Here is a 23,293-nt window from a genome sequence, read left to right as displayed (position 1 = left end):
GACGCGACCGCGGCGATGACGGCCGGAAGTTCGCGGCAATGATGGGTCTGTGACCTGCGCCCACGGTGCAGGTCCCGTACCGCCATAGGGCACGAGGCCGCGGGCGAGTGCGCTCCATAAGAGCGGCCTATCGGCGGATCGAAGTACGCGGTGCGGCGTTTGTGGTCGGCGAGGACGGGAGAAGATTGCCGCGTTCGAGCTGAAACCCCGACTCGGGGCACATTACTGGAGGCCGCACATGCGCCCCGCAATTCTGGACCTCGCCGCGCACGACGACGCGATAATCGACACGGAGGAATACCTGCGTGCGGTAATCGCATGGCATTTCAGTGCGGAGACGGGTAGCCCGTACTGGCTGCGCCGGGCGCGGACGCTGGACTTCGATCCGATCGCCGACATCCGCATATTCGCGGATCTGCGCCGATTCCCCAATGTCATCGATGAGTTCCGCACCGTCCCCGTGGAGGACCTGATTCCACGCGGGTTGCAGGGCGCCGACCGTGACATCGCGGGCATCTACGAGAGTGGGGGCACCACAGGCGCGCCGAAGCGGTTCGTCATGTTCGACCGCTGGATGGAGTTCGCGCTCAGCTGGGATGAGCACCACTACGCCGACCTCGGCACCGTGAACACCCTCGCCGTGGTACCGAGCGGCCCGCACATGTTCGGCGAGTTCGCCCAGCGGCGAGCGCGCCGGCACGACGGCGTCCACTTCACCATCGATCTCGATCCGCGCTGGATCAAGCAGATGATCGCACGCGGCGATACCGGCAACACCGAGCGCTACGCCGAGCACGTCGTCGACCAGGTCGCGCAGATCCTCACCACGCAGTCGGTCGGGATCCTGATCACCACGCCGCCGCTGCTGGAACGGATCGCGGGTCGCGACGAGCTGGTGGAGCTGATTCGCCGGAAGATCAAGTTCATCTGCTGGAGCGGCGCGCACATGAACGCCGACGCCCGTGACATCTTCCAGCGGGAGATCTTCCCTGGCATTCCCCTCAAAGGGCTCTACGGCAGCACCACTATTCTCGGCATGTCCCGCGAGCGCGACGAGGAGCGCTCGGACGGGCTGCCCGTCTTCGATCCGCCCAGTCCCTACCTCGCGTTCGAGGTGGTCGACCCGGAGACCGGCGACGACATCGCCTACGGCGAACGTGGGCAGGTCGTGATGTACCACCTCACGAAATACGCTCTGCTGCCCAATAATCCGGAACGCGATCTGGCCATGAAGGTTCCGGCGCCGAAGGGTGCGGTCGGCTGTTCGGTCGCCGACGTGGCGCCGATGACATCGTTCGGCGGCGCCGACGTGATCGAGGGGGTGTACTGATGCAGGAGTTCGTCCACATCGACGCGCTCGGGCCGCAGGGCAGTTATCGTGCGCGCGACCGCAAGCCGCTGACGACGCTGTCCGGCACGCCGATCGGCGAGATCTCGCAGGTCCCGCCGCTGTATGTGCGTCGCGCGCTGGCGGCCATGCGCAAGGCGCCCGTGCTGCCTGCCACCGAGCGGTTCACGGTGCTGGAACGCGCGGCCGACCTGTTCGCGGAAGCGGAGATCGGCGGACTGGGCCCAGACGAGTACGCGCACCTGGTCTGCGTCGCGTCGGGCGTGCCGCTGGCGGTGGTGCGACAGTCGATCCAGTGGGTCGCGGACGTGCTGCGCGAGCAGCGCGCCACGCTCGAGTGCGCGATGCCGAAGGGCGCGGTAGCGGACTGGCAGGACGAGCGCACCCTTCGCGGTTGCGCGGTCTGGACCCGGAAGGGGGACGTGTTCGCCGTGCACGCCGCTGGGAACACGCCTGCGGTGCACGGGCTGTGGCCCGAAGCGGTAGCTCTCGGTTACAAGGTGGCGGTGCGGCCCTCGACGCGGGAACCGTACACCGCGTTCCGATTGGTCGCCGCCTTGCGTATGGCGGGGTTGCCGCCGGAACTGATCGCTTTGCTGCCGACCGACTACGCGGCCGCCGACGTGCTGGTCGCCGAATCGGACTTCGCCATCGTCTACGGCGGGCAGGATGTGGTCGACAAGTACGGCGGCAGCGCGCGGGTGCTCACCCAGGGGCCGGGACGCTCGAAGATCCTGGTGACCTCGGATGTGGACTGGCGCGACAAGGTCGCTCTGATCGCCGAATCGGTGAGCCATCTCGGTGGCACGGCCTGCACCTGCACCACGACGGTGCTGGTCGAGGGTGACCCGGAGCCACTGGCACGCGCCCTCGCCGCGGAACTGGACCGGATTCCCAGTTTGCCCGCCGAGCATCCGGACGCGATCCTGACCGTCCAGCCCACCACATCCGCGACGGCGATGGACGACTATTTGCACCTGGTCGCGGGCGAGGCCCGTCCGCTGCTGGGCGGCGATACCATTGTCGACGAAGTGTCCCCGGGCGCGGCTGTCCTGCGTCCCGCAGTCCACCTCGTCGACAGCAGCAGTGCGCCGCAACTCGCGGTAGAACTCGCGTTCCCGTGTGTGTGGGTCGGGCCGTGGTCGGCCTCGGAGGGTGTTGCCCCCGTGCGTCACTCGCTGGTTCTCACGGCGTTGACCGAGCGCCGCGATCTCATCGAGGCGTTGCTGGACGAGCCGACCATCACCAACCTCTACCTCGGCGACAACCCGACCACCTGGTTGCGTCCCGGTGTCCCGCATGACAGCTACCTCGGCGAATTCCTGATGCGTACCAAGGGAATGATCCGCTCGGCGTCCCGGTCCGGAGGGGCAGGCAGCCACCGGTCGCTACCGACGCTCTCCGGACAATAGGTCACCGAGCCGGGGTAGGTGGCCGGATCGGGGCCGTTTATGGGCGCTGTGGCCACACTGGTTGGCCGGTCCGCGGATAGATACCTCGGGTGTCCGCCTCTATCGAGGACCCCGGCATCAACAGCTGCGCCGGCTACAGCTCGACGGCTTCCACTGATGTCGAAGGGGGCCGGGGGACGCCGGCAAAGCCGAGTGGCTGTGATTCCGCTCAGGTTCTATAGGTGGCGATGTATTTCGAGAAGTTCCATGGTGGCCGTGTATCTGTTCCGTCGAGGAACTTCGTGGCAGCCGCGCGCCCGTTCTTGTAGAGCATGTCCTGATCGGCTGGGGAAAGATCGAAGTCGGTGGCCTTGATCTTGCCGGTGTCGACGAATATTGTTCGAGCGACAACGCCGGGGTCGTCGAGGTGTATCCGGTCGTAAAAGCCGGTCAGCGTGTTCAGGATCGCTTTGCCCATGCTGATGGTATTCGTGATCTTGTTGACGTTTCCTTGTGCGGCATCGGGTTTCGCGGACAGTTTGATTCCCAGGGTGGGCCACCTCGGTTCGGTGCCGCCCGGAGCGTCGAACACATCTATGGGGAAGTTCGACAGCAGACCGCCATCGACGAGCCAGGACTTCTCGCCGCCAGTGGTGTTCCACTGGACCGGGGTGTAGAAGAACGGGATCGACATCGAAGCCCGCACAGCGTCAGCGACTTGCTGTGTGCCTCGATCGCGCCCGTAACGGTCGTATTGCCAGGGTAGCCGGGATAGTCGGCCGTGGCTGATATCCGAGGCCATGACGACCAAGCTGTATTGTTTGTCGGGCGGAAGAGGCCGCTCGTCGTCGTTGTATTCGAAGTCGGCGAAGGTGCGCTTGCCGCGCTGCGCCAAATGCTCGTTCAGCCATTCCTCGAGGTAATTTCCGTCGTAGATCCCCTGCTCGAAGAGCAATCCCAGCGCCTTCCCGAAGGCGAATCGATCCATGAAGTCGCCATCTTGGAACTTTCGGTAGTCCACCGACCGCATGATGCTTACGAGTTCGCCGGCCGAGTATCCGGCCGCAACAAGTGTTCCGACGATAGCGCCGGCTGAGGTGCCCGCGACGCGCCTGAACTCGTATCCGCGTTCTTGGAGTACTTCGATGGCTCCGACGAACGCGATCCCTTTGACTCCGCCACCCTCGAGAACGAGGTCCGCATAGGGCATTGCTCTACCTCCGCTCGATCGCCGCCCGGCACATCCTCGGTCCACAAGGGCCGGGCTTGTCGTCGCAAATACTTGCCCACGAGTGTGCCGCTGTGCGGCCGCGGGAGCGCGAGTATGCGGCTACTCTAATCTCGCTACAGCCGCGTCCCCGCCGCACTCGCTCACCCCGGCAAATGTTAGTAGCGCGCGACGAGTTCGGTATCCACGCCTACGCGGCCGATCATGCCGGCTCCTCCAGGCGTAGCGCCCACCGGTGCGTCGCGTCCTGGGAGCGGTTCGGTGAAGAAACGCAGGTTGTCGGCGACGAACTCTTTCTGGTCTTCGGGTGTCTTCCGGTCGAGGGTGATCGCCTCCACCGGGCAGGCGGGCTGGCATGCCCCGCAGTCGATGCATTCCTTCGGATTGATGTACATCTTCCGATCGCCCTCGTAGATGCAGTCGATCGGGCATTCGTCCATGCAGGACTTGTCGGTCACGTCGATGCATGCGGCACCGATCACGTAGGCCATGTGTCCATCCTCCTACCGGTCCTGCTGGGCCGGGTTCTGCCGAGTGGCCCGAAAAAAGTCCGCAGGACTTCATCTGTTCCGTAGACCATACTAGAATGATGCTCTAGAGTGAAGCGGGTCACGTGCGGACGGGCAGGACGGCCCGTTCGCGAATGAGATTCATAGCAAATACCTCTGGGAGCACACATGCCCAACTTCTCAATGACGATCGGTGGCGAACAGGTCGCCGGCGAGGCAACGTTCGCGGTGATCAATCCGGCCACTGGTCAACCGTTCGCGGAGGCTCCCGATTGCTCGACCAGCCAACTCGACTCGGCCGTGGCGGCGGCCGAGAAGGCGTATGTCAGTTGGCGCACCGACGAGTCGGCTCGTCGCGAGGCCATGCTACGCGCCGCCGACCGGCTCGAGGCCGAAGCGGAAAATTTGGGTCGCATCCTTACTCAGGAGCAGGGTAAGCCGCTGTCGCAAGCGGCTTTGGAGTTCACGGTCTCCGCCTACTGGCTGCGATACTACGCGACCCTCGAAACCCCGGCTGAAGTGCTCCAGGATGACGATAAAGCCTATGTGGAGGTGCTGCGTCAGCCGCTCGGGCCGGTAGCGGCGATCACGCCGTGGAACGTTCCGGTCGCGCTCGGTTTCTGGAAGGTCGCCCCGGCGCTGCGGGCGGGCAACACGGTCGTGCTCAAGCCTTCGCCGTTCACTCCGCTGGCGACGCTCAAGGTTGGCGAGGTGCTCGCGGACGTGTTGCCGCCGGGCGTGCTGAACGTCGTCTCCGGTCTCGACCCGCTCGGTGCGAAGCTCACCGCGCACCCGGCTATCCGCAAGATCAGTTTCACCGGTTCGACGGCTACCGGACGCAAGGTCGCCATCGCGGCGGCCGAGGGTCTCAAGCGCGTGACCCTCGAGCTCGGCGGAAACGACCCCGCGATCGTGCTCGACGACGCTGACCCGCAGACGGTGGCCGCCGGCATCTTCGCCAGCGCCATGGTCAACACCGGGCAGATCTGCGTGGCTGTCAAACGAACCTATGTACCGCGAAACCTGTACGGCGACGTGGTCGCCGCGCTGGTCGACCAGGCCAATGCGGCCAAGGTCGGCAACGGACTCGAGGCAGGTGTGGAATACGGACCCTTGAACAACAAGCCGCAGCTGGATCGGGTAGCCGGGTTGGTCTCCGATGCGGTCGGCGCAGGCGCTACGGTAGCCGCTGGCGGACCCACTCTCGCGGGACCAGGGTACTTCTACGCACCGACCATCCTGACCGACGTCACCGACGACATGGCCATCGTGGCCGAGGAACAATTCGGTCCTGCCCTGCCGGTCTTGCCGTACGACGATGTCCCTGAGGTGATCGCGCGCGCGAACGCCTCGCATTTCGGGCTCGGCTCCTCGATTTGGACCGGCGATCCGCAACGTGGTCTCGAACTGGCCCGGCAGATCGAGGCGGGAACCACGTGGATCAACAGCCATATCGTGCTTCCGCCCTCCGTTCCCTTCGGCGGCGTCAAGTCGAGTGGGATCGGGGTGGAAAACGGCATCTGGGGATTGCACGAATTCACCGACGTGCACGTCGTCCACCAGATCCGCGCGATCGGCAGCAGCTGGCCGTGACGTCGAACGGTGTCCGAGAGAACTCCGGCGATCTGCTCGACGAGGGCCGCACGCTGGTGGTAGTGGGCGCCTCGCTCGCCGGTCTGCGCGCCGTGGAAACCGCGCGGAAGGAAGGCTTCCGCGGCAAAATAGTGCTGATCGGGGATGAACCACACCTGCCGTACGACCGGCCGCCACTGTCGAAAGCGTTCTTGGAACGGCAGACCGAAGACACCACACTGTGCGACATCGAGGGTCTCACCGGTCAACTCGGCGTGGACCTGCGGCTCGGCACCGCGGCGACGCAGTTGGATATCGAACGCAAGGAGTTGGTCACGAGCTCGGGCACCATCGTTTACGACAGCGTGATCATCGCGACGGGCTCCACGGCTCGCACCATCGAAGGCGTGTCGAAGCTCGGCGGCGTCCATGTCCTGCGTACCAGGGATGACGCGGTTTCGATCCGTGCGGCGATCCAGCCGGGTGTTCGCGTTGTGGTGGTGGGCGGCGGCTTCATCGGATCCGAAGTCGCGTCTGTGTGCCACAAGCTCGGAGCGGAAGTGACGATCATCGAGTCCGCTGCTGTTCCGCTCGTGCGGGCTGTCGGCTCCGACATGGGTGCGATGTTGACGACGCTGCACCGGAAAAACGGAATCCGGACCCTGACCGGTGTCGCGGTGCAGGAGGTCATCGGGCAGCAGAATGTCAGCGCGGTGCGACTGGCCGACGGGTCGATACTGGCCGCCGACCTACTGATCGTCGGTATCGGTGCGGTGCCAGCAACCGCATGGCTCGAGGGCTCGGGGGTGCAGTTGCATGCCTGGGACCGTGGAGTGGTATGCGACAGGTACCTCGAGTCGAGCGTGCCGGACGTATGGGCTGCCGGTGACGTGGCACATTGGCACAACGAAATGTTCGATCAATCCATGCGGTTGGAGAATTGGACCAGTGCCGGTGAACAGGGTGCGCACGCGGCACGCAACGCGCTGGGTCTGGGGCCGAACGTGTACCGAACAGTTCCGTATTACTGGAGTGTCTGGTACGACCATAGAATCCAGTTTGTCGGCGTTCCGGATGCCGACGAAGTCCGGGTTTGTTCCGGCAGCGTCGAAGAAGGACGTCTGCTGGCGCTGTACCGTCGCGGATCCAGGCTGGTCGGCGCTCTGACCATCAACGAATCGCGGCGCATCATGAAACTGCGAACTATGATCGCCGCACCTACCACGTGGTCGGACGCGATCCAATTCTTCGAGAACCTCCACGCCTGATTCGCGGAACCGCAGTTGTGGGACGTCATTGATACGCATCGAGCCGCGATGCGCGTCCCGCAATTGCCGCGATCGACAGACGGAACATCGTCAATTGTGCGATGGGATAGTCGCGAGGAACCTCTCGCCGCATCTGAATCAATTGATTTCGTCTAATCGAAAACCATCCTAGAATAATGATCTAAAATAAGGCGGGATATCGCATACCGCCGCTGCACTGCACAACTTCTCGATCGCAAGGAACACGAATATGACCCGCATCGAAGCGATAGATCTCACCGATGTCGCGCTGTGGATGAGCGACCCCTACACCGTCTTGCGACGGCTGCGGGAGACCGATCCCGTCCATTGGCACACACCCGCTCCCGGCAACATCACGCACGATCATCCGTTCTGGGCGTTGACCCGGCACAAGGACATCGCGCACGTGTCGCGCCACCCCGAGATCTTCTCCTCCGCCCAGGGCCACCAGACCTTGACGCTCGGAACCGGTTTCACCGACTACGACACTTTCGCGATGCTCGGCGTCGACGACCCGCTCCACGCATGGATGCGTGGAATCGTCAGCAGCGCGTTCACGGCCAAGATGGTTATCCAAGCCGAGTCGGTCATCCGCGAACAGGTCTGTGCCCTGCTCGACGCGCTCGCCCCGCGAAAGCACGAGGAAATCGACTTCGTGCACGAGATATCCGCCGCTGTTCCGGTGCAGGTCATCGGTGACCTACTCGGGTTCCCGCGGGAGGACCAGCATCTGATCCGCGAGTGGACCGATGCCGTGATGGACGTCGACGACCTGGTGATCGACTTCGAAGCGCGGACCGCGTTCTCGGCGAAAGGTGCGGCCGCGGTTACCGAAATGTTCGAATATCTCGAGCGTATGCAGCGGATTCGGGAGGAAAACCCCACCGAAGATCTCGTATCTCGGCTCATGGCTGCGGAGATAAACGGTGAGAAGCTCACCTGGCGCCAACAGCGAGAGGTTTTCTTCGTCCTCGTCGGGGCGGGCAACGACACCACTCGCAACACCGCCAGCGCGGGAACGCGGGCTTTGTTCGATAATCCCGACCAGCGAGCCGATCTCGCCGCTGATTACTCGCTCATGCGGTCGGCGGTCGAGGAGATGCTGCGTTGGGGAAGCGTTGTGACCCACTTCCGCCGTACGGCTACCGAGGACACCGAAATCGGTGGAAAGCAGATCAAGAAGGGCGACTGGGTGGTTTTGTTCTACACCGCCGCCAACCGTGACCCGGAGGCCTTCGAAAATCCCGACAAGTTCAATATTCGGCGTAACCCCAATGAGCAGATGGCATTCGGAGGTGGCGGTCCGCATTTCTGTCTCGGTGCACCGCTGGCGCGCCTGGAGTTGCGAATCATTTTCGAAGAATTCTTGCGCCGCTACCCCAACTATGAGATCACCGGTGATACGCCGTACATCACCAGCAATCTCTTCCATGGCATCAAAAAGATGCCGATGATCCTCGAACCACGATGATGGAAGGAACATCACCAGTGTCGTTACATGTCACGGCCGACGATGACCGCTGTGTCTGTTCGATGCAGTGCTCCGCTGTGGCCCCAGCTGTGTTCGGTCACGACGAAGATGGGATCGTCGTCGTCATCGACGCGCGTCCGCCGGCGGAGTTGCAGGAATCGGTACGCCGCGCGGTCCGGGTTTGTCCTTCGGCCGCGATCGAGATCAGCGAGGATTAGCGGGGTCCGCACCAGAGACGTGTGAACCGTTTCGCTCTGCTCGAAAAAGTCCGTCCCTCCCCTCGGTGAACCGAGGGGAGGGACGGACTTTCGTATCGACGCGAGCGCTGGGGTTACGTCGAGGCCCGACCGAACGAGTGGCTACTGTTTGAATACGAACGAGCCATTGGATAGCAGCACGTCGCCATTGTCCCTTTTGACCAGGAAGCTGACCTCGCCGCCGTCCTGCCAGGTGTCGATCGTCAGCGTGTCGCCGGGCATCGTTGGGGTACTGAACCTGGCGCCGAACTCGATGAATCGGCTCGGATCCGAGTCGGCGTACTCGGCGAGCAACGTGCGTCCGACGACGCCGTAGGTGCACAGACCGTGCAGGATCGGCCGTGGGAACCCGGCCTGGGTGGCAGCAACCGGGTCGAAATGCAGCGGATTGGTGTCGCCGGTGAGCCGGTAGAGCAGAGCCTGGTCCGGCCGCGTTGGCGCACTCAGTGCGCGGTCCGGCTCGCGTTCCGGAAGGGGCGCGGCGCCGCTCGCCGGGCCGCGCTGGCCGCCCCAGCCGCCCGCGCCGCGGAAGAACATGGCCTGGGTCGACCGGCAGTAGAGCTCGCCGCTCCGGGCGTCGGCAACCTCGGAAACTGTCTCTATGATCGCCGCGCTGCCTTTGTCCCAGACCGCCGAGATCTGCGCGCTGACTACCACATTCGCGTGGGCCGGCAACGGGCTCAGTTGTTCGCACTTCTGCTCACCGTGCAGCATCGTTCGGGTGTCGACCGCGTCACCGAGGAAGCTCAACAAGCCGCCGACGCCGACCTCGGCTCCGGCGAGCACGCCGAAGGTCGGATACACCACTTGTTGCCGATTCGGCGTCGTGTCCGCGGTGAATTCCAGCTCGTGCAGTGGGTCCTGCTGACCGGCACCGATGCCGAGCGCGTACAGAGCGCAATCGCGACCGTTCCAGCTCATGGTTGCGGGCTCGAGCTTCGTGCCGACCAGCTCCGACGTGATTTTCACAAGACATCCCCTTGAAGGTGTTGTCGGCGTCACCGGTGTTCCAGGTCGCCAGTACTGCATACTAGAATAACACTCTAGAAGGGGTGACGCTTTCGGCTGAGCTCGATGGATTCCGCTCGATCTTAGAGTGCGATTCTAGTATGATGCTACAATCGGTGTGTTGAGCTGGCGCTGGATGTGACAGCTCCGCCCGGGCTGCGAGGCGGTGCGGCTCTTGGGTCGGCATCCCGTCTTCGACCGGGATGCCGACGTGGTCGCGCAGCTCACGGCGCGACGATCCAGGCGTGGAACTACGACGGAAGTGGAGACCCGATGAAGCCCCCCTTGCCCGAGCCGACGCCGGAGACGCAGCGCTACTGGGATGGCGCCGCTGCCGGTGAACTCTGGATTCAGCGTTGTGTGACCACCGGCCGGTATTTCTTCTACCCCCGGGTGTATTCGCCGTTCGTTACCGGCGGTGCGGTGGAGTGGGTGCGGGCATCGGGCAACGCGACGCTCTACTCGTACAACATCCTGCAACGCCCGGCCCCGGGCTTCGAGGACCGCGCGCCGTACGCGCTGGCGGTGGTGGAGTTGGCGGAAGGACCGAGGATGATGACGAATATCGTCGGAATCGAGAACACGCCGGAAAATCTGGTCCTCGACATGCCGCTGCGCGTCACGTTCGAGCAGCGTGACGGCATGGCGCTGCCGGTGTTCGAGCCGGCGGTGACGGCATGAAACCGGGGGCGGTTGCGGTTGTCGGTGCCGCGGAGTCCGAGCGCATCGGTGTCGTGCCGGATATGTCGGTGCTTCAGCTGAATCTCGACGCGTCGCTGCGTGCGATCAGGGACGCGGGGCTGACGGTCGCGGATATCGACGGTGTTGCCAGCACCGGGAACTTCTCCGCCACCGAAATCGCGCACAACCTGGGCATTCGCACCAGGTGGGTCGACACGACCAGCGTCGGAGGGTGCTCGTACTTTCTGCATCTCCGGCATGCGGCCGCTGCGATCGTTTCCGGGATGGCGACGGCGGTGCTGATCTCACACGGCGAATCGGGTCGCTCGCGCGTCGGTATGGAGCCGTTCGATTTTCCGGCGAACAGCTCCCTCGGCCAGTTCGAGATCCCTTACGGCGTATCCGGTTTCGCATCCATGTTCACGGTGCCGGCCCTGCGCTTCATGAAGGACCGAGGCATCAGCCACGAGCAGTTGGCATCGGTGGCGGTCGCGCAGCGCAAGTGGGCCGCGCAGAATCCGCGAGCCATGAAGCGGGACTTGATCACCGTCGAGGATGTGCTCGTCTCGAAGATGATCGCTTATCCGTTCCATGCCCTGGAATGCTGTCTGGTAACCGATGGCGGTGGTGCGATCGTCCTCACATCGGCCGAGCGTGCGGCGGATCTGGATGCGAAGCCGGCCTACATCTTGGGGACGGGTGAGAGCTCCGAACATACGATCGTGTCGCAGATGGCCGATTTCGCCAGTTCGCGGGCGTTCCGGGATTCGAGTTCGATGGCGTTCGCCGAGGCGGGCTTGGCCCCGGACGACATCGATCATCTGATGGTCTACGACGCATTCGCGCATGTCCCGCTCTATGGTTTGGAGGACTTGGGCTTTGTGAAGCCAGGTGAATCAGGGGCGTTCGTTGCCGAGGGCCATACCTCGCCCGGTGGGTGTTTGCCGATGAACACCAACGGTGGCGGGCTGTCCTACACCCATACCGGGATGTACGGGATGTTCGCCCTGCAGGAATCGATTCGGCAGGTGCGTGGCGAGGCGGCCGCACAGGTGCCGGGCGTGGAGACCAGTTTCGCCCAGGGCGTCGGTGGCATGTTCCAGAACGCAGGTTCGATCATCTTCGCGAATCAGCGACCCTGACAGTTCCGACGATCGTTAGCCTCTAGAATTACATTCTGGAATGCATGATGGCCATGCGCTCGCCAGTGAATGGAGTATCGAGATGGTAGAGCCGGATCTGGATCTTCCGTTGCCTGCCGCAGCCGCTGCGGTGCGCGCGAAATCCGGACGCTGGCCCAAGTCGGGGGCTACCAAACAAGCGGTACTCGACGCGGCCAGGGTCCTCTTCGGCACCCAGGGGTATGAGGCAACCAGTATCAATGACCTGGTCAAGGCCTCCGGAGTGAGCGTAGGAAGCATCTACCATCAGTTCGGCGGCAAGGCCGAGGTCTTCATGGCGCTCGCTCATGAGGTGCTCAGCAGCAACGCTACCGCCTCGGCGGCTGCGGCGGAAAAGGCGCGGGCCGCGGGTGAGAATCGACCGGGTGTTCTCTACGCAGTGGGCGCGAAGGCTCATCTGATGGATACGTGGAGGCTGCGTGAAGTCTCCCGCATCATGCTCAGCGACGATGTTCCGCCGGGGTTCTCGCAAGTTCGGCGCGAGGCGGTCTTGCGGTTCATCCATGGCGCTCGGCGGCTCACGATCGGTGAGCCGCCGCTGCCGGACTTGAGCGCCTACGCCGTCACCAGCTTGGTCAACGCCGCGGCGCTGCAGATCGTCGAAGTCGCGGACCGGCGGACCGCGGAGAAGGTCGCCGATTACTTCACCGGCCTGATTCTGCGGCTGGCCGGCGAGGACGAATAACCAGTACTTCCGCGTGAGCGCATAGGTTCATCCGTCCGGCGGCGCAGCCGGTCGGCGGCGATAGTCCGGGATCGGCTCCCGGTCCAAGCGATCCGCTGTTCGCGGCACGGACGAAGTGGCTTCGTCTCAGGGGTTCGAATCGGCGTACGCACGCCAAGGTCCGGGATGTGAGCGCCAGGCGGCGTCCGCGCGGTGCGCGTACCCGAGACGCTGCCGGGCTGCCGCTGCCGTCGCCCATCGCGCCGGTACTCCCACTACCTCTAGTGGCCGCTACCTGGCTGACGGAAACGACCAGCTGATGTGAATGTGGGCCTTGCCACACCAGGTATTAGAGCGTTATTCTAGGATGGCGCCCTGAACCGGCTCTAGCCCCGGAGGGCGTCGCCCGGATGTCGGGAGTTCGATGAGAATCAGTGGAGGATTGGTGACGCATGGGTGAGTGGTTGAAGGACCGGGTCGCGGTCGTGACGGGTGCGGGGCGTGGCATCGGTGCGGAGATCGCGAAGATGTACGCCCGCGAAGGAGCTGCCGTGGTGGTGAACGACCTCGGCGTCGCAGGCGACGGCACCGGTAGCGACACGACGCCCGCCGCATCGATAGTGGAGGAGATTCGAGCCGCCGGTGGCACGGCGAACGTGGATTACACCAACGTCGCCGATCACGCGGCGGCCGAGGCGATGATCCGCTCGGCTATCGAGCAGTACGGCCGGCTCGACATCCTGGTCAATGTCGCGGGCATCCTGCGCGACAAAATGATCTTCAATCTGGACGAGGCCGACTGGGACGCGGTGATCGCGGTGCATCTGAAAGGGCACTACAACACCATCAAGCCGGCCGCTCGATACTGGCGAAGCCAGCGGGACGAGAACGCGCAGAACCGGATCATCAACTTCACGTCGATCTCCGGTCTGCACGGTTCGGCCGGACAGCCGAACTATGCCGCGGCGAAAATGGGTATTGTCGGGCTGACCTACTCGTGCGCCAACGCGTTGCGCAGGTACGGCGTCACCACCAATGCGATCTCCCCGGGCGCCGCTTCCCGACTGATCGATACCGTTCCGGATGAGCACATGCACGCTGGTCCGCCCGGACCCGAACACATCGCCCCGATCGCTACCTATCTCGCCAGCGAACGCTCGAGCTGGCTCAACGGACGGGTTGTCGGTGCCCGCGGACCTCTGGTCGAGCTCTATAACATTCCGGAGCCGATCCGGGTCGTGAGTACCCACGGCTCCTGGGATATGGACGACCTGTCGGAATTGGTCGAGGTGAACTTCCGTGCTCCGGCGAAGTTGCCGCTCGTCCCTCCCGCCTTCGCTGACGAGGAAGGCTGATGGCTATGCAGACCGCGGCCTTCACTCAGAATGCCGACGCGCGCGGTGAAGTGGGCTCAGCGGAGTCCGAGGAGGTATGAAATGATCGCGGCGCCGATCACGCGGTGGATCGAATATTGGGCTGAAGTCAAGCCGGAGAGTACGGCGATAATTTTCGAAGGCGAGGCGATCTCCTGGCGATCCTTCGATGAATCGATCAATCGCTGGGCGCACATGCTGCGCGACCAAGGCGTCGGGCACGGTGACCGTCTCGCGTGCTCGATGGGAAATCGGCCGGAGTTCTACTACACCTTTTTCGCGTCGGTAAAGTTGGGTGCGATCTTTGTGCCGATCAACCTTCAGCTGACCGATGCCGAAATAGCTTTCCTGATCGAAGATTCCGGCGCGCGAACGCTTGTTCACGACTCTGCGGTCCAGCCGGGTCTCGACCATGTGCCGGGACTGACGCTCCTGGCTGTCGAGGACACGGTGCCACTGCTGGCCGAGTCGGCGGCGGATTCGGGACAGCCTGGTGATACCAGGTTTCCGCAGGTCGGATTCGATGATCTGGCTGCCATCCTCTATACCTCTGGTACAACGGGGCGGCCCAAGGGTGCGATGTTCACGCACTCGAATATCCACTTCGCCGCGGAGACGATCAGCCGGAGCTTCGACTTCGCGCAGCAGGACATCCACATCATCACCGCGCCGCTCTATTTCACCGGTGGCATCGTGACACTGTCTCAGCCGGTGTTCGTCAGTGGTGGAACCATCGTATTGACCAGCTACCGGTCGCCCGCCGAAACGCTGGAGCTGATCTCGCGGCACCGGATCACCGTGGCGATGCTGGTTCCGGCTGTCCTGAACCTGCTGATCCATGACGAATCCTTCGAGCTCGAAAAGCTGGCGAGCTTGCGCCTTGTCGCGACCGGCACGGCTCCGGTCCAGCTCCCGCTGATCGAGGCATACCGGTCTCACGGAATCGAGGTATACCAGGGCTACGGCCTCACCGAGGCCGGGGGAGTGTCGACGTACCTGCTGCCGCAGCAAGCGGATGGGCGTGCCGGATCGGTTGGCAGCAGGACCATGTATACCGAGATCGCGGTTGTCCGCGCCGACGGCTCACCGGCAGACCCGGGTGAAAGCGGCGAAATTCTGCAGCGCGGACCGACCGTGACGAGGGGATACTGGAACAACCGCGCGGCAACCGATGAGTTGCTCGTTCCGGGCGGTTGGATCAGGACCGGCGACCTCGGAGTCATGGACGGCGATGGCTTCCTCTGGATTGTCGGCCGACTCAAGGATGTGATCATCTGCGGCGGCGTCAACGTCTACCCGGCCGAAATCGAATCGGTCTTGGCGGGGCATCCCGATGTGCTCGAGGTTGCGGTGATCGGACTTCCGCACGATACGTACGGAGAGACGGTCACCGCCGTGGTCGTTCCGGTCGCCGACCGCAACCCGGACCTCGATGAACTACGCGAATTCTGTCGTGCTGAGCTGGCCTACTACAAACTGCCGCGCACCTTGAAAGTCGTCGATGCGCTGCCGCGCACGGGCTCGGGCAAGGTGCGCAAGAACGTGCTGAGGGACGAGTTGGCCTGACAGCCTCCGTCCTGCGGCAGAGCAGGCGAATTTTCGGGCGGAATCGGCCCATCCAAATAGAGTGACATTCTCGTATGTCGATTGAAACAGTGTCAGCGGCGACGCAAGGAGAAATCAGGTGCCCGAGACGCAGCAAGTCAGTGAATTTACCGCCGCGGTCGTGCGCGACATCAACCACGGCTTCCAGTTCGAGAAGATGCGGCTGAATGGCCTTGGCCCGCATGAGATTCTGGTGAAAATTGCCGGAGTCGGCATGTGCCATACCGACCTGGCGGTCAAAGGAGTGGCCGGAGCTTTTTTCCATCCCGCGATCTTCGGTCATGAGGGCGCGGGAGTCGTCGAGGCCGTCGGTGCCAGCGTCACCAGTCTCGCTGCCGGCGACCATGTCGTTCTGAGCTACGACAGCTGTGGGCACTGTCGCCGCTGCCATGCCGGCAAGCCGTATTACTGCGACGGATGGCAGGACCTCAATGCCGGCCAGGCGCTGGGCCGGGTGCATTCTCCGGTACTCGATGCCGACGGTGCTCCGGTATACAGCACCTGGTTCGGCCAGTCTTCGTTCGGTACCTATGCGGTGGCGACCGAGACCAACGCGGTGAAGGTCGACAAGGACTTGCCCTTGGCGATTCTCGGGCCGCTGGGCTGTGGTTTCCAGACCGGCGCCGGCGCGGTCGTGAACGCTCTCGGAGTTCGTCCCGGGGAATCGATCGTGATCTTCGGTGCGGGCGCGGTAGGCCTGGCCGCCGTCATGGCGGCCAAAATCTGCAATGCCGGGACAATTGTCGCGGTGGACATTATCGAGAGTCGCCGCAAGCTTGCCGAGGAACTCGGTGCGACACACACCATCGACGGCAAAGCGGCGGATCTCGCAGAGCAGCTGCAAGCCATCACGGGCGGCGCCGACTATTCCTTCGACACCAGTGGCGTTGCGAGTGTCGTTTCGACGGCGGTGAATTCGCTCGCTCCGGGCGGTGTTTGTGCGATCGTCGCGTTCACGGACGATCTGCGGATCGACTCCCAGTCCGTGATCTTCGGTCGAACCATTACTGACGCACTCGTCGGTAATGCCTCACCGCATGTGTTCCTGCCCACGATGATCAATTGGTGGCGTCAGGGCTTGTTCCCCTTCGACAAGCTGATCGAGCGGTTCCCGCTGTCCGAGATCAACGCGGCGGCCGAGGCTGCCGAAAGCGGCCGGTCGGTCAAGCCGGTATTGATTCCGTGAGCGAGCACGACATGACCAGCATCGACTGTGATCTGGCGATCATCGGAGCAGGCCCCGTGGGCCTGTTCGCCGCCTACTACGCGGGCTTTCGGGGTCTGCGTACGGTGGTGATCGACTCGCTGCCCGAGCCGGGTGGCCAGATCAGCGCCATGTACCCGGAGAAGCCGATCTTCGACGTGGCCGGCTTCCCGTCGGTCAAGGGGCGGGATCTGGTGGCCGGCCTCGTCGAACAGGCAGCACGGTTCGATCCGGTGTATCTCCTGGAACGGAATGCCAAAACACTCGAAGTCGTGGCTGGCGGATCATTGGTGATCACCACGGACGACGGTGTGGAGGTCAGCGCCAAGGCTCTGGTGATCAGCGCCGGCATAGGCACATTCACGCCCCGCCCGCTGGCGGCAGGAATGGATTGGCTGGGGCGCGGTGTCTCGTACTTCGTCCCGGAACTCGATGTCCACCGAGATCAGGACGTCGTCGTGGTCGGCGGTGGCGACAGCGCCTGCGACTGGGCGCTGTCACTGGAGCCGCTGGCTCGCTCGGTCACGCTTGTCCACCGCCGAGCGGCTTTTCGGGCGCACGCGCACACGGTCGGACAGCTGACGAGCTCCACCGTGGACGTGGTCACCGATGCCGAGGTCACGGCCGTGCGTGGAGCCCGCCGGGTCGAGGAGGTGGAGATCACGAAGTCCGACGGGACGAATCTCGTTCGGCCGGCCGATGCGGTCATTGCGGCCTTGGGGTTCACCGCGAATCTCGGTCCGATCCGGAACTGGGGGATCGAGATAACCGATAACCGCTATATCACTGTCGATAGCGCTATGGAGACCAATATTCCCGGTGTGTACGCCGCCGGTGACGTCTCCGGCTACCGGGGCAAGGTCCGATTGATCGCCGTCGGATTCGGTGAGGCGGCGACGGCCGTCAACAATGCGGCCGTTCGCATCAACCCCGAGGAGTCGTTGTTCCCTGGACACTCGACGGATTCGGCTCCGGTGGCCGGGTAAGGCAGGTTCGCTCGTAGTACGTCCTGGAGCTGAGCTCGACGATGGGGTGCTCCCGCGCGAGCGCGATTGGCGCGAAACATCAACAGCCGCACTGTGTTTGCCGACTTCGGCCGCGAGTGGAAGATCGTCACTCGCGGCCCGTTGGTCACCCTGTGTCGGTGCCGCGGCGAACCGGTTACGCCGGGTCGGCGAGCGAGCTGGACCGGGCTTCGGCGGCTCTCGCGACTGTCGCGTAGAACAGGTAGCCTTCGGGATCGGGGCATCGCGCGGTCGTCCGATGACGCTGCGGGGGAGGCGGTTTCGTCCCCCCGTTTCATCCTAGTTTCCGATCCATAGGAACCTTGCGGTCCAGGTGTGATGCGGGTAACCTCATTTGCATAAGAAATCATATGAGATTGAATGTAACTCGATTGAATGCAACTGTCCGACCGTGACCTGATTCGAGGCATGGCTGATCGGACGGCTCCCCGGGAACGTTCTTCTGCGTTCGAGATGAATTTGGACCTGCATCGCGGGAGTTCCGTCTGGAAAATTCGGTAACTGTTTTCGCCGACTATCCCGGCAAGTGGTCCGCACCCATGGAGGTTTACGTGAACTCTTTATTGTCTCCGCGGCGGCAATGGCGGTGGTGGTTCGTTCCCTTGCTGTGCTGGCTGGCCATGTTTGTCGATGGTTACGAGATCTTCATCTACGGTGCCACGCTGCCAGATATCATCGGTGCAGCGCAGTGGGGGGTAACAACTCGGTCGGCCGCTGCTGTCGGTAGTATTTCGCTGGTCGGAGTTCTCGTCGGGGCGTTTGTCGCCGGAACATTGACCGATATTCTAGGGCGGCGAAAGCTCTATCTGCTCTCGCTGACCCTTTTTTCGGCCGCTGCTCTCGGTTGCGCTGTGGCGCCCAATTTCGGCGTATTCGGAGCATGGCGTTTCGTGGCGGGTTTGGGTATCGGGGGCATCGCCCCGACGGTCGTCGCGATAGCTGCCGAGTTCGCCAAACCGGGCTATCGGTCACGAGCAGTGGGGTTTGTGATGACCGCGCCGGCGGTTGGCGGCCTCGCGGCCTCCTTCTGTGCGTTGGGGTTGCTCGAACACACCGGGTTCCGGCCGATCTATGCCCTGGGAGCGCTCCCACTGCTCACCCTCGTGCCCGTCGCGCTGCTGTGGCTTCCGGAATCCGCTGTCTTCCTCAGAGCGCGCGGTCGCGGCGCTGAAGCCGACGCCGTCACCGCCAGGTTCGGCCTGCCGAACTCGGCAGTGGAGCAGGCGGACCCCTCGGCGAGGTCGTCAGCGGGCAGTTTCCCGGCCGGTCAGCTGTTCGAGAACCGCGATCGCTGGGTAACCCCCGGTCTTTGGCTGATGATGTTCCTGATCATGATGCTGGTCTACGGCGTCACGACCTGGTTGCCGCAATTGATGGTGCAAGCAGGATTCAGTCTGGACGCGGCACTGGCGTTCTTCGTCTTGTTCAGCGCAGCGACGGTGGTCGGGACGGTACTCGGCGCGGTTGTGGCCGATTCGGTCGGACCTAAACCCGTTGTCGTGGCGGGACTGCTGTGCAGCGTGATCGGATACGCCGTGATGGCACTCGGCAGCGGAGTGTGGCTCACCATCGGCATCGGAATCGCCGGAATGGGCGCGGGAGGTGCCTACGGCATCATTTACGACCATATCGCCGCGCACTATCCCGTTCAGATCAGAGCGACCGGTCTGGGCTGGGCCTCAGGTTTCGGTCGATTCGGTGCGATTATCGGACCGCCGTACGGCGGTGTGTTCGTGGCGCTCGGCGGAGGCAACGTCGCGATGGCGGCCTGGGCGCTGGCTCTTCCCGGCCTGCTGGGTGCGGTGCTGATGTCACGCCTTCCGCGCTCCGTTGATTCGAGCGTAGTGATCGAACCCTCCGTGCCACACTGATGAAGGGAAAGTGAATTGTCATTCGATATCGCAAGCTTCCTCGACCCCCGCGTATTTCCGGAACAGATGGTCCTGAGTAATCCGAGAGCCAACGAATATGTGCAGCTTGCCGTTGCGGCGACTCGCGAGGCGCTCGATCATGTGCCTGCGCCGCAACGGCGGCAGTACGGCGCGGATCCGCAGCAGGTAATCGACGTCTACGACGTGGAGCCCGGCGGTCGCGGCCGACCCGCGGTCATCTTCATGCACGGCGGTGGCTGGACGGTCGGCTATTCCTACTGGTGCGGCTTCATGGCGCCGGCGGCGCACGCCTTGGGTGCGGTCTTCCTGGCGCCCAGCTACGGTCTCGCGCCCCGGCGGAAGTACCCCAGCCACCTGGAAGATGTACTCGAAATGCTCGGATGGGTGCACGCGAATGCGGACCTGTTGGGCATCGATCGGGATCGGATCGTCCTTGCCGGACATTCCGCCGGCGGCCACCTCGCAGCGCTCGCCGCTCTTCGCGAGGATCTCTACGCCGCGTACGACCTGCCGCCCAGACCTATCCGCGCGGCGTATTCCGTCTCGGGCTCCATGACGGTCTGCGCGGAATCGCGTCCGGCCGGGAGCGTCGCGGAGCGTATCTACAAGTATTTCCTCGAGCAGCCGGAAGACGATGTGCAGGCCAGCCCGGTACACCAGGTGCATCCAGGATCGGCCCCCATCCACCTGCTGCTTGCCGAGGGCGACATAGAGCGAATTCAGCAATCCACTCAGGAAATGTACGAGAAGCTGCAGGCAGTCGGCACTGAAACGAGTCGGCTGGTGCTGGCCGGACATGACCATTACGACGCGCATCTGGTACTCGCCGATCCCCGGCATTTCTGGTGGGCAGATGTCGCGGCGGCGCTGAACTGACCACGCTCGAACCGAGTGAGATCAGGGTCGGCGCCATAACGCGTATTACCGAGGAGCTCCAGTGAATGACAATATGACGCCGGTTACTCGGACCTGCGCGGAATGTTTGCGCAATGCGGTGCAGGCCATCTCGTTGTGCGCGGATCTCGAGCCGGATCGTATGGCATTGAACGATGGACGGGTCGTGCTCGAATTCGCCGAATCGGACTTCGTTGTCGGCTTCGACGCGACAAGTGCGGGTCAGCAGTGTCTGATGACGGCTGTCGCCACGGTCCGAGCTCCTGCTCCGAGCCTGGATACCTGGTGGACGAGGTGGCAGGTCGTCGTACCGTGCCATGTGTCCGGAGTCGTCCTGATCGGGGAAGTCCGCAACGGCAGGGAGCAGTTCCGGCGCATGGTCGACGAAGGGTTCGGCTTCGGTGTGCAGCGGCGAGCGGGATGATGGCCAGGCGGGGAAGCCTGGCCCAGCGCTCAGGTCTGCAAGCTGTCGAGGACTCGTTTCAGCAGCGTGATCAACAGCGCCTCCTCCTCAGGAGCCAGCTCACCGATGCCTCGGCGATACTGCCGCCAAGCGAGCGGCCAGAGATCTTCGACCGCTGCCGCACCCTCGTCGGTCAGGGAAAGGCACAGGAATCGAGCGTCGTTCTCGGCGACCTCCCGCTTCAACAAGCCGCGTGTGTTCAGCTGATCGACCATTCGGCTCGAGGTCGGCTGATCTATCGCGGTCATGTCGACCAGCTCGGTCAACGACACGCCGGGCTTGCGGAGCAAGATCGCCAGGATGCGCCACTGCCGCGCGTTTACCGTCGAATGCCTGATGGTATTGGTGAAATTGTGGTTCCACACATTCGTTGTCTGATTCAGAAGGTACGGCAGGAAATCCTCGGTCACGAAGGTCGAGTCCCGCAGTGCGGGCACAGCTTTTCCGCGGCCTTGTGCCGGGCGTGGGTCGGAGTTCGCAACGCCATTTCTTCTGTTCATGATCTTTCCGATCCGTGGGAAGATTTCGGCCCGAGCGGAAGGGCGGACTCGTCCATCGTATGGGATCGGCCACGACCGTACCGAATTTATGCGTGATCTTGAACTTTTAATCCGTATGGCGTTTGCGCGGCTGCCGGTCGGAAATAACATACTCGCATCTCGTCCGCGCTCAGTTGTGGCGTCGGGACAGCATGCGGGATCAAATAAACCCTAGCTCAGGAAAGGACCCTGAAAATATGTCCGAATCGTTTTTTGCAGCTGTTCGTGCGGCTCTTGGTGAGGAGGCGGTGGATACGTCGCCGGAGGTGTTGGGGGTGTATGGGTCGAATCGGTTGCCGGGTGGGGATCGTGTGCCTGGGGGTGTGGTTTTTCCGGGGTCGACGGGGGATGTTCAGGTGGTGGTGCGGTTGGCGAATGAGCATGGTGTGTCGTTGTGGCCGACGAGTACGGGACAGAATTTGGGGATGGGGGAGTTGTCGCCGGTGCGTGGGGGGCAGGTGGTGCTGCATTTGGGGAAGCGGATGAATCGGGTGTTGGCGGTGGATGAGAGGTTGGGGTATGCGGTGGTCGAGCCGGGGGTGACGTTTCGGCAGTTGCGGGAGGAGTTGGCTGGTCGGGGGGATGTGTTGATGTTGAGTGGGACGTCGGGTCCGCCGGATGGTGGGGTGTTGGGGAATGCGTTGGATCGGGGTGCGGGGTATACGCCGTATTTCGATCATTTCGGGATGTTGTGTGGGATGGAGGTGGTGTTGCCGGATGGGGAGGTGTTCTGTCCGGGTGATGGGGCGTTGGGTGGGTCGGGGATGCGGTTTCTGAACAAGTCGGGGTTCGGGCCGTTGCTGGATGGGTTGTTCTCGCAGTCGAATTTCGGGGTCGTGACGCAGGCGGCGATTTGGTTGATGCCGCGGCCGGCGGCGATTCGGTCGTTCGCGTTCACGTTCCCGGAGGATGGGGATCTGGCGGAGATCATCGAGTTGGTGCGGCCGTTGAAGTTGTCGAATGCGGTGCCGACGTTGATGAAGGTCACCAGTGATCTTTATGGTGTGGGGACGCTGGAGTCGTATCCGTATGAGCGGACGGGTGGGTTGACGCCGTTGCCGGATGAGGTGCGCCGGGAGTTGCGGGATAAGCATGGGGTGGGGGCGTGGACGGTGTCGGGTGCGTTGTATGGTCCGAGTTTCGAGGCGCTGGATCCGGAGATCGAGCGTGTGCGGGCGCATTTCGAGGCGTCGGGGCGGGCTCGTTATATCGCGCATGAGGAGATCGAGAAGTCGCCTGTTCTGCGGATTCATCTGGATACGTTCAGTGGTGAGCCGACGGAGTCGGAGTTGGGTTTGCTGGATTGGCGTGCGGGTGGGGCGACGTGGTTTTTGCCGGCGACTCCGATGGTGGGGGAGGCTGCGGCGGTGCAGCAGGAGGTGTCGCGGCGGGTGTTGGCGGAGTACGGGTTCGATTACATGGTGGAGTTCGTGTGTGGTCCGCGGGCGGCGCGGGGTTTGCACATCATCATGTTCGATCGGGGTGATGCGGATGAGTGTCGGCGGATGGCGGAGTGTTATGCCGCGTTGGTGGCGGCTTATGACGCGATCGGGGTGCCGATCGGGCGTACGCCGACGGATTGGCAGGAGCGGGCGGGTGAGCGTTTGCCGGAGTTCGGTCGGTTGACCTCGGCGATCAAGCAGGCCATCGATCCCAACGGGGTGATCGCCCCCGGCAAATACGGAATAAGGTAGGCATC

At 63.4% G+C, this 23,293-nt stretch carries 21 protein-coding genes; 17 read left to right on the top strand and 4 right to left on the bottom strand.

All coding sequences use genetic code 11. The features are described from left to right. Positions 1 to 238: 238 nt before the first annotated feature. The gene (locus ACT86A_RS14215; protein WP_445092566.1) at positions 239 to 1,330 is read left to right on the top strand and encodes an acyl-CoA synthetase family protein; all 1,092 of its coding nucleotides are present in this window, start codon (positions 239 to 241) and stop codon (positions 1,328 to 1,330) included. Further along, entirely contained in the window at positions 1,330 to 2,760 is a 1,431-nt protein-coding gene (locus ACT86A_RS14210; RefSeq protein ID WP_445092565.1) for an aldehyde dehydrogenase family protein, read from the top strand. Before ACT86A_RS14215 ends, ACT86A_RS14210 begins: the two co-directional genes overlap by 1 nt. Before the next feature lie 208 nt (positions 2,761 to 2,968). Here the strand turns inward: ACT86A_RS14210 and ACT86A_RS14205 are convergent, their stop codons facing one another. Both ACT86A_RS14205 and fdxA read right to left on the bottom strand, forming a co-directional pair. After that, entirely contained in the window at positions 2,969 to 3,949 is a 981-nt protein-coding gene (locus ACT86A_RS14205) for a patatin-like phospholipase family protein (protein WP_445092564.1), read from the bottom strand. Positions 3,950 to 4,125: 176 nt separating this feature from the next. Beyond that, complete coding sequence (gene fdxA / locus ACT86A_RS14200; RefSeq protein ID WP_445092563.1) at positions 4,126 to 4,458, bottom strand: ferredoxin; 333 nt, start codon at positions 4,456 to 4,458, stop codon at positions 4,126 to 4,128. A gap of 186 nt (positions 4,459 to 4,644) precedes the next feature. On the opposite strand from fdxA, the gene ACT86A_RS14195 reads away from it, so the two are divergent. The 4 genes from ACT86A_RS14195 to ACT86A_RS14180 all read left to right on the top strand — a co-directional run bounded on the left by ACT86A_RS14195 (position 4,645) and on the right by ACT86A_RS14180 (position 9,026). Beyond that, positions 4,645 to 6,069: an aldehyde dehydrogenase family protein gene (locus ACT86A_RS14195; protein ID WP_445092562.1), complete on the top strand. Its 1,425-nt coding sequence runs from the start codon at positions 4,645 to 4,647 to the stop codon at positions 6,067 to 6,069. Continuing rightward, positions 6,066 to 7,316, top strand: coding sequence for an NAD(P)/FAD-dependent oxidoreductase (locus ACT86A_RS14190; protein ID WP_445092561.1), 1,251 nt, complete (start codon positions 6,066 to 6,068; stop codon positions 7,314 to 7,316). The genes ACT86A_RS14195 and ACT86A_RS14190 overlap by 4 nt, the downstream gene beginning before the upstream one ends. A 250-nt stretch (positions 7,317 to 7,566) precedes the next feature. After that, positions 7,567 to 8,808 (top strand): cytochrome P450, encoded by a 1,242-nt coding sequence (locus tag ACT86A_RS14185; RefSeq protein ID WP_445092560.1) that lies wholly within the window; start codon positions 7,567 to 7,569, stop codon positions 8,806 to 8,808. Further along, complete coding sequence (locus tag ACT86A_RS14180; protein ID WP_445092559.1) at positions 8,805 to 9,026, top strand: ferredoxin; 222 nt, start codon at positions 8,805 to 8,807, stop codon at positions 9,024 to 9,026. The genes ACT86A_RS14185 and ACT86A_RS14180 overlap by 4 nt, the downstream gene beginning before the upstream one ends. A gap of 141 nt (positions 9,027 to 9,167) precedes the next feature. Here ACT86A_RS14180 and ACT86A_RS14175 read toward each other — a convergent pair whose 3' ends face one another. Further along, on the bottom strand, positions 9,168 to 10,034 hold the full coding sequence (locus tag ACT86A_RS14175; protein WP_445092558.1) for a MaoC/PaaZ C-terminal domain-containing protein: 867 nt from the start codon (positions 10,032 to 10,034) through the stop codon (positions 9,168 to 9,170). Between the two features lie 312 nt (positions 10,035 to 10,346). Here ACT86A_RS14175 and ACT86A_RS14170 point away from each other — a divergent pair, with 312 nt between their 5' ends. From ACT86A_RS14170 to ACT86A_RS14125, 10 genes are all read left to right on the top strand, one after another. Continuing rightward, positions 10,347 to 10,754, top strand: a complete 408-nt coding sequence (locus ACT86A_RS14170) for a Zn-ribbon domain-containing OB-fold protein (RefSeq protein ID WP_445092557.1) — start codon at positions 10,347 to 10,349, stop codon at positions 10,752 to 10,754. Continuing rightward, positions 10,751 to 11,896 (top strand): thiolase C-terminal domain-containing protein, encoded by a 1,146-nt coding sequence (locus ACT86A_RS14165; protein WP_445092556.1) that lies wholly within the window; start codon positions 10,751 to 10,753, stop codon positions 11,894 to 11,896. Before ACT86A_RS14170 ends, ACT86A_RS14165 begins: the two co-directional genes overlap by 4 nt. A gap of 82 nt (positions 11,897 to 11,978) precedes the next feature. Beyond that, on the top strand, positions 11,979 to 12,620 hold the full coding sequence (locus ACT86A_RS14160; protein ID WP_445092555.1) for a TetR/AcrR family transcriptional regulator: 642 nt from the start codon (positions 11,979 to 11,981) through the stop codon (positions 12,618 to 12,620). Positions 12,621 to 13,051: 431 nt separating this feature from the next. Beyond that, positions 13,052 to 13,954, top strand: coding sequence for an SDR family NAD(P)-dependent oxidoreductase (locus ACT86A_RS14155; protein WP_445092554.1), 903 nt, complete (start codon positions 13,052 to 13,054; stop codon positions 13,952 to 13,954). A gap of 81 nt (positions 13,955 to 14,035) precedes the next feature. Beyond that, positions 14,036 to 15,538 (top strand): class I adenylate-forming enzyme family protein, encoded by a 1,503-nt coding sequence (locus tag ACT86A_RS14150; protein ID WP_445092553.1) that lies wholly within the window; start codon positions 14,036 to 14,038, stop codon positions 15,536 to 15,538. A 118-nt stretch (positions 15,539 to 15,656) separates the two neighbouring features. Beyond that, on the top strand, positions 15,657 to 16,763 hold the full coding sequence (locus tag ACT86A_RS14145; RefSeq protein WP_445092552.1) for an NAD(P)-dependent alcohol dehydrogenase: 1,107 nt from the start codon (positions 15,657 to 15,659) through the stop codon (positions 16,761 to 16,763). An 11-nt stretch (positions 16,764 to 16,774) separates the two neighbouring features. Further along, positions 16,775 to 17,767 (top strand): NAD(P)/FAD-dependent oxidoreductase, encoded by a 993-nt coding sequence (locus tag ACT86A_RS14140; RefSeq protein WP_445092551.1) that lies wholly within the window; start codon positions 16,775 to 16,777, stop codon positions 17,765 to 17,767. A gap of 590 nt (positions 17,768 to 18,357) precedes the next feature. Further along, a complete protein-coding gene (locus ACT86A_RS14135) occupies positions 18,358 to 19,677 on the top strand; it encodes an MFS transporter (protein ID WP_445092550.1) in 1,320 nt (439 codons plus the stop codon). Positions 19,678 to 19,692: 15 nt separating this feature from the next. Next, positions 19,693 to 20,574: an alpha/beta hydrolase gene (locus ACT86A_RS14130; RefSeq protein ID WP_445092549.1), complete on the top strand. Its 882-nt coding sequence runs from the start codon at positions 19,693 to 19,695 to the stop codon at positions 20,572 to 20,574. A 160-nt stretch (positions 20,575 to 20,734) separates the two neighbouring features. Continuing rightward, positions 20,735 to 21,016, top strand: coding sequence for a hypothetical protein (locus ACT86A_RS14125; protein ID WP_445092548.1), 282 nt, complete (start codon positions 20,735 to 20,737; stop codon positions 21,014 to 21,016). 29 nt (positions 21,017 to 21,045) lie between these two features. Here ACT86A_RS14125 and ACT86A_RS14120 read toward each other — a convergent pair whose 3' ends face one another. Then, positions 21,046 to 21,555: a MarR family winged helix-turn-helix transcriptional regulator gene (locus ACT86A_RS14120; protein ID WP_445092547.1), complete on the bottom strand. Its 510-nt coding sequence runs from the start codon at positions 21,553 to 21,555 to the stop codon at positions 21,046 to 21,048. Positions 21,556 to 21,746: 191 nt separating this feature from the next. On the opposite strand from ACT86A_RS14120, the gene ACT86A_RS14115 reads away from it, so the two are divergent. Beyond that, positions 21,747 to 23,288, top strand: a complete 1,542-nt coding sequence (locus tag ACT86A_RS14115) for an FAD-binding oxidoreductase (RefSeq protein WP_445092546.1) — start codon at positions 21,747 to 21,749, stop codon at positions 23,286 to 23,288. Positions 23,289 to 23,293 lie beyond the last annotated feature (5 nt).

The organism is Nocardia glycosmidis (assembly GCF_052545115.1).
The sequence above is the reverse complement of the archived record's forward strand: the minus strand, read 5'-3'. Positions and strand labels throughout refer to the sequence as shown.

Excerpts from the sequence above, each read along its gene's own strand:
- ACT86A_RS14155 (WP_445092554.1), top strand. The coding sequence starts at position 13,052 with ATGGGTGAGTGGTTGAAGGACCGGGTCGCGGTCGTGACGGGTGCGGGG.
- ACT86A_RS14205 (WP_445092564.1), bottom strand. The coding sequence starts at position 3,949 with ATGCCCTATGCGGACCTCGTTCTCGAGGGTGGCGGAGTCAAAGGGATC.
- ACT86A_RS14125 (WP_445092548.1), top strand. The coding sequence starts at position 20,735 with ATGGCATTGAACGATGGACGGGTCGTGCTCGAATTCGCCGAATCGGAC.
- ACT86A_RS14170 (WP_445092557.1), top strand. The coding sequence starts at position 10,347 with ATGAAGCCCCCCTTGCCCGAGCCGACGCCGGAGACGCAGCGCTACTGG.
- ACT86A_RS14140 (WP_445092551.1), top strand. The coding sequence starts at position 16,775 with ATGACCAGCATCGACTGTGATCTGGCGATCATCGGAGCAGGCCCCGTG.
- ACT86A_RS14210 (WP_445092565.1), top strand. The coding sequence starts at position 1,330 with ATGCAGGAGTTCGTCCACATCGACGCGCTCGGGCCGCAGGGCAGTTAT.
- ACT86A_RS14215 (WP_445092566.1), top strand. The coding sequence starts at position 239 with ATGCGCCCCGCAATTCTGGACCTCGCCGCGCACGACGACGCGATAATC.
- ACT86A_RS14120 (WP_445092547.1), bottom strand. The coding sequence starts at position 21,555 with ATGAACAGAAGAAATGGCGTTGCGAACTCCGACCCACGCCCGGCACAA.
- ACT86A_RS14185 (WP_445092560.1), top strand. The coding sequence starts at position 7,567 with ATGACCCGCATCGAAGCGATAGATCTCACCGATGTCGCGCTGTGGATG.
- ACT86A_RS14160 (WP_445092555.1), top strand. The coding sequence starts at position 11,979 with ATGGTAGAGCCGGATCTGGATCTTCCGTTGCCTGCCGCAGCCGCTGCG.
- fdxA (WP_445092563.1), bottom strand. The coding sequence starts at position 4,458 with ATGGCCTACGTGATCGGTGCCGCATGCATCGACGTGACCGACAAGTCC.
- ACT86A_RS14195 (WP_445092562.1), top strand. The coding sequence starts at position 4,645 with ATGCCCAACTTCTCAATGACGATCGGTGGCGAACAGGTCGCCGGCGAG.
- ACT86A_RS14165 (WP_445092556.1), top strand. The coding sequence starts at position 10,751 with ATGAAACCGGGGGCGGTTGCGGTTGTCGGTGCCGCGGAGTCCGAGCGC.
- ACT86A_RS14150 (WP_445092553.1), top strand. The coding sequence starts at position 14,036 with ATGATCGCGGCGCCGATCACGCGGTGGATCGAATATTGGGCTGAAGTC.
- ACT86A_RS14115 (WP_445092546.1), top strand. The coding sequence starts at position 21,747 with ATGCGGGATCAAATAAACCCTAGCTCAGGAAAGGACCCTGAAAATATG.
- ACT86A_RS14180 (WP_445092559.1), top strand. The coding sequence starts at position 8,805 with ATGATGGAAGGAACATCACCAGTGTCGTTACATGTCACGGCCGACGAT.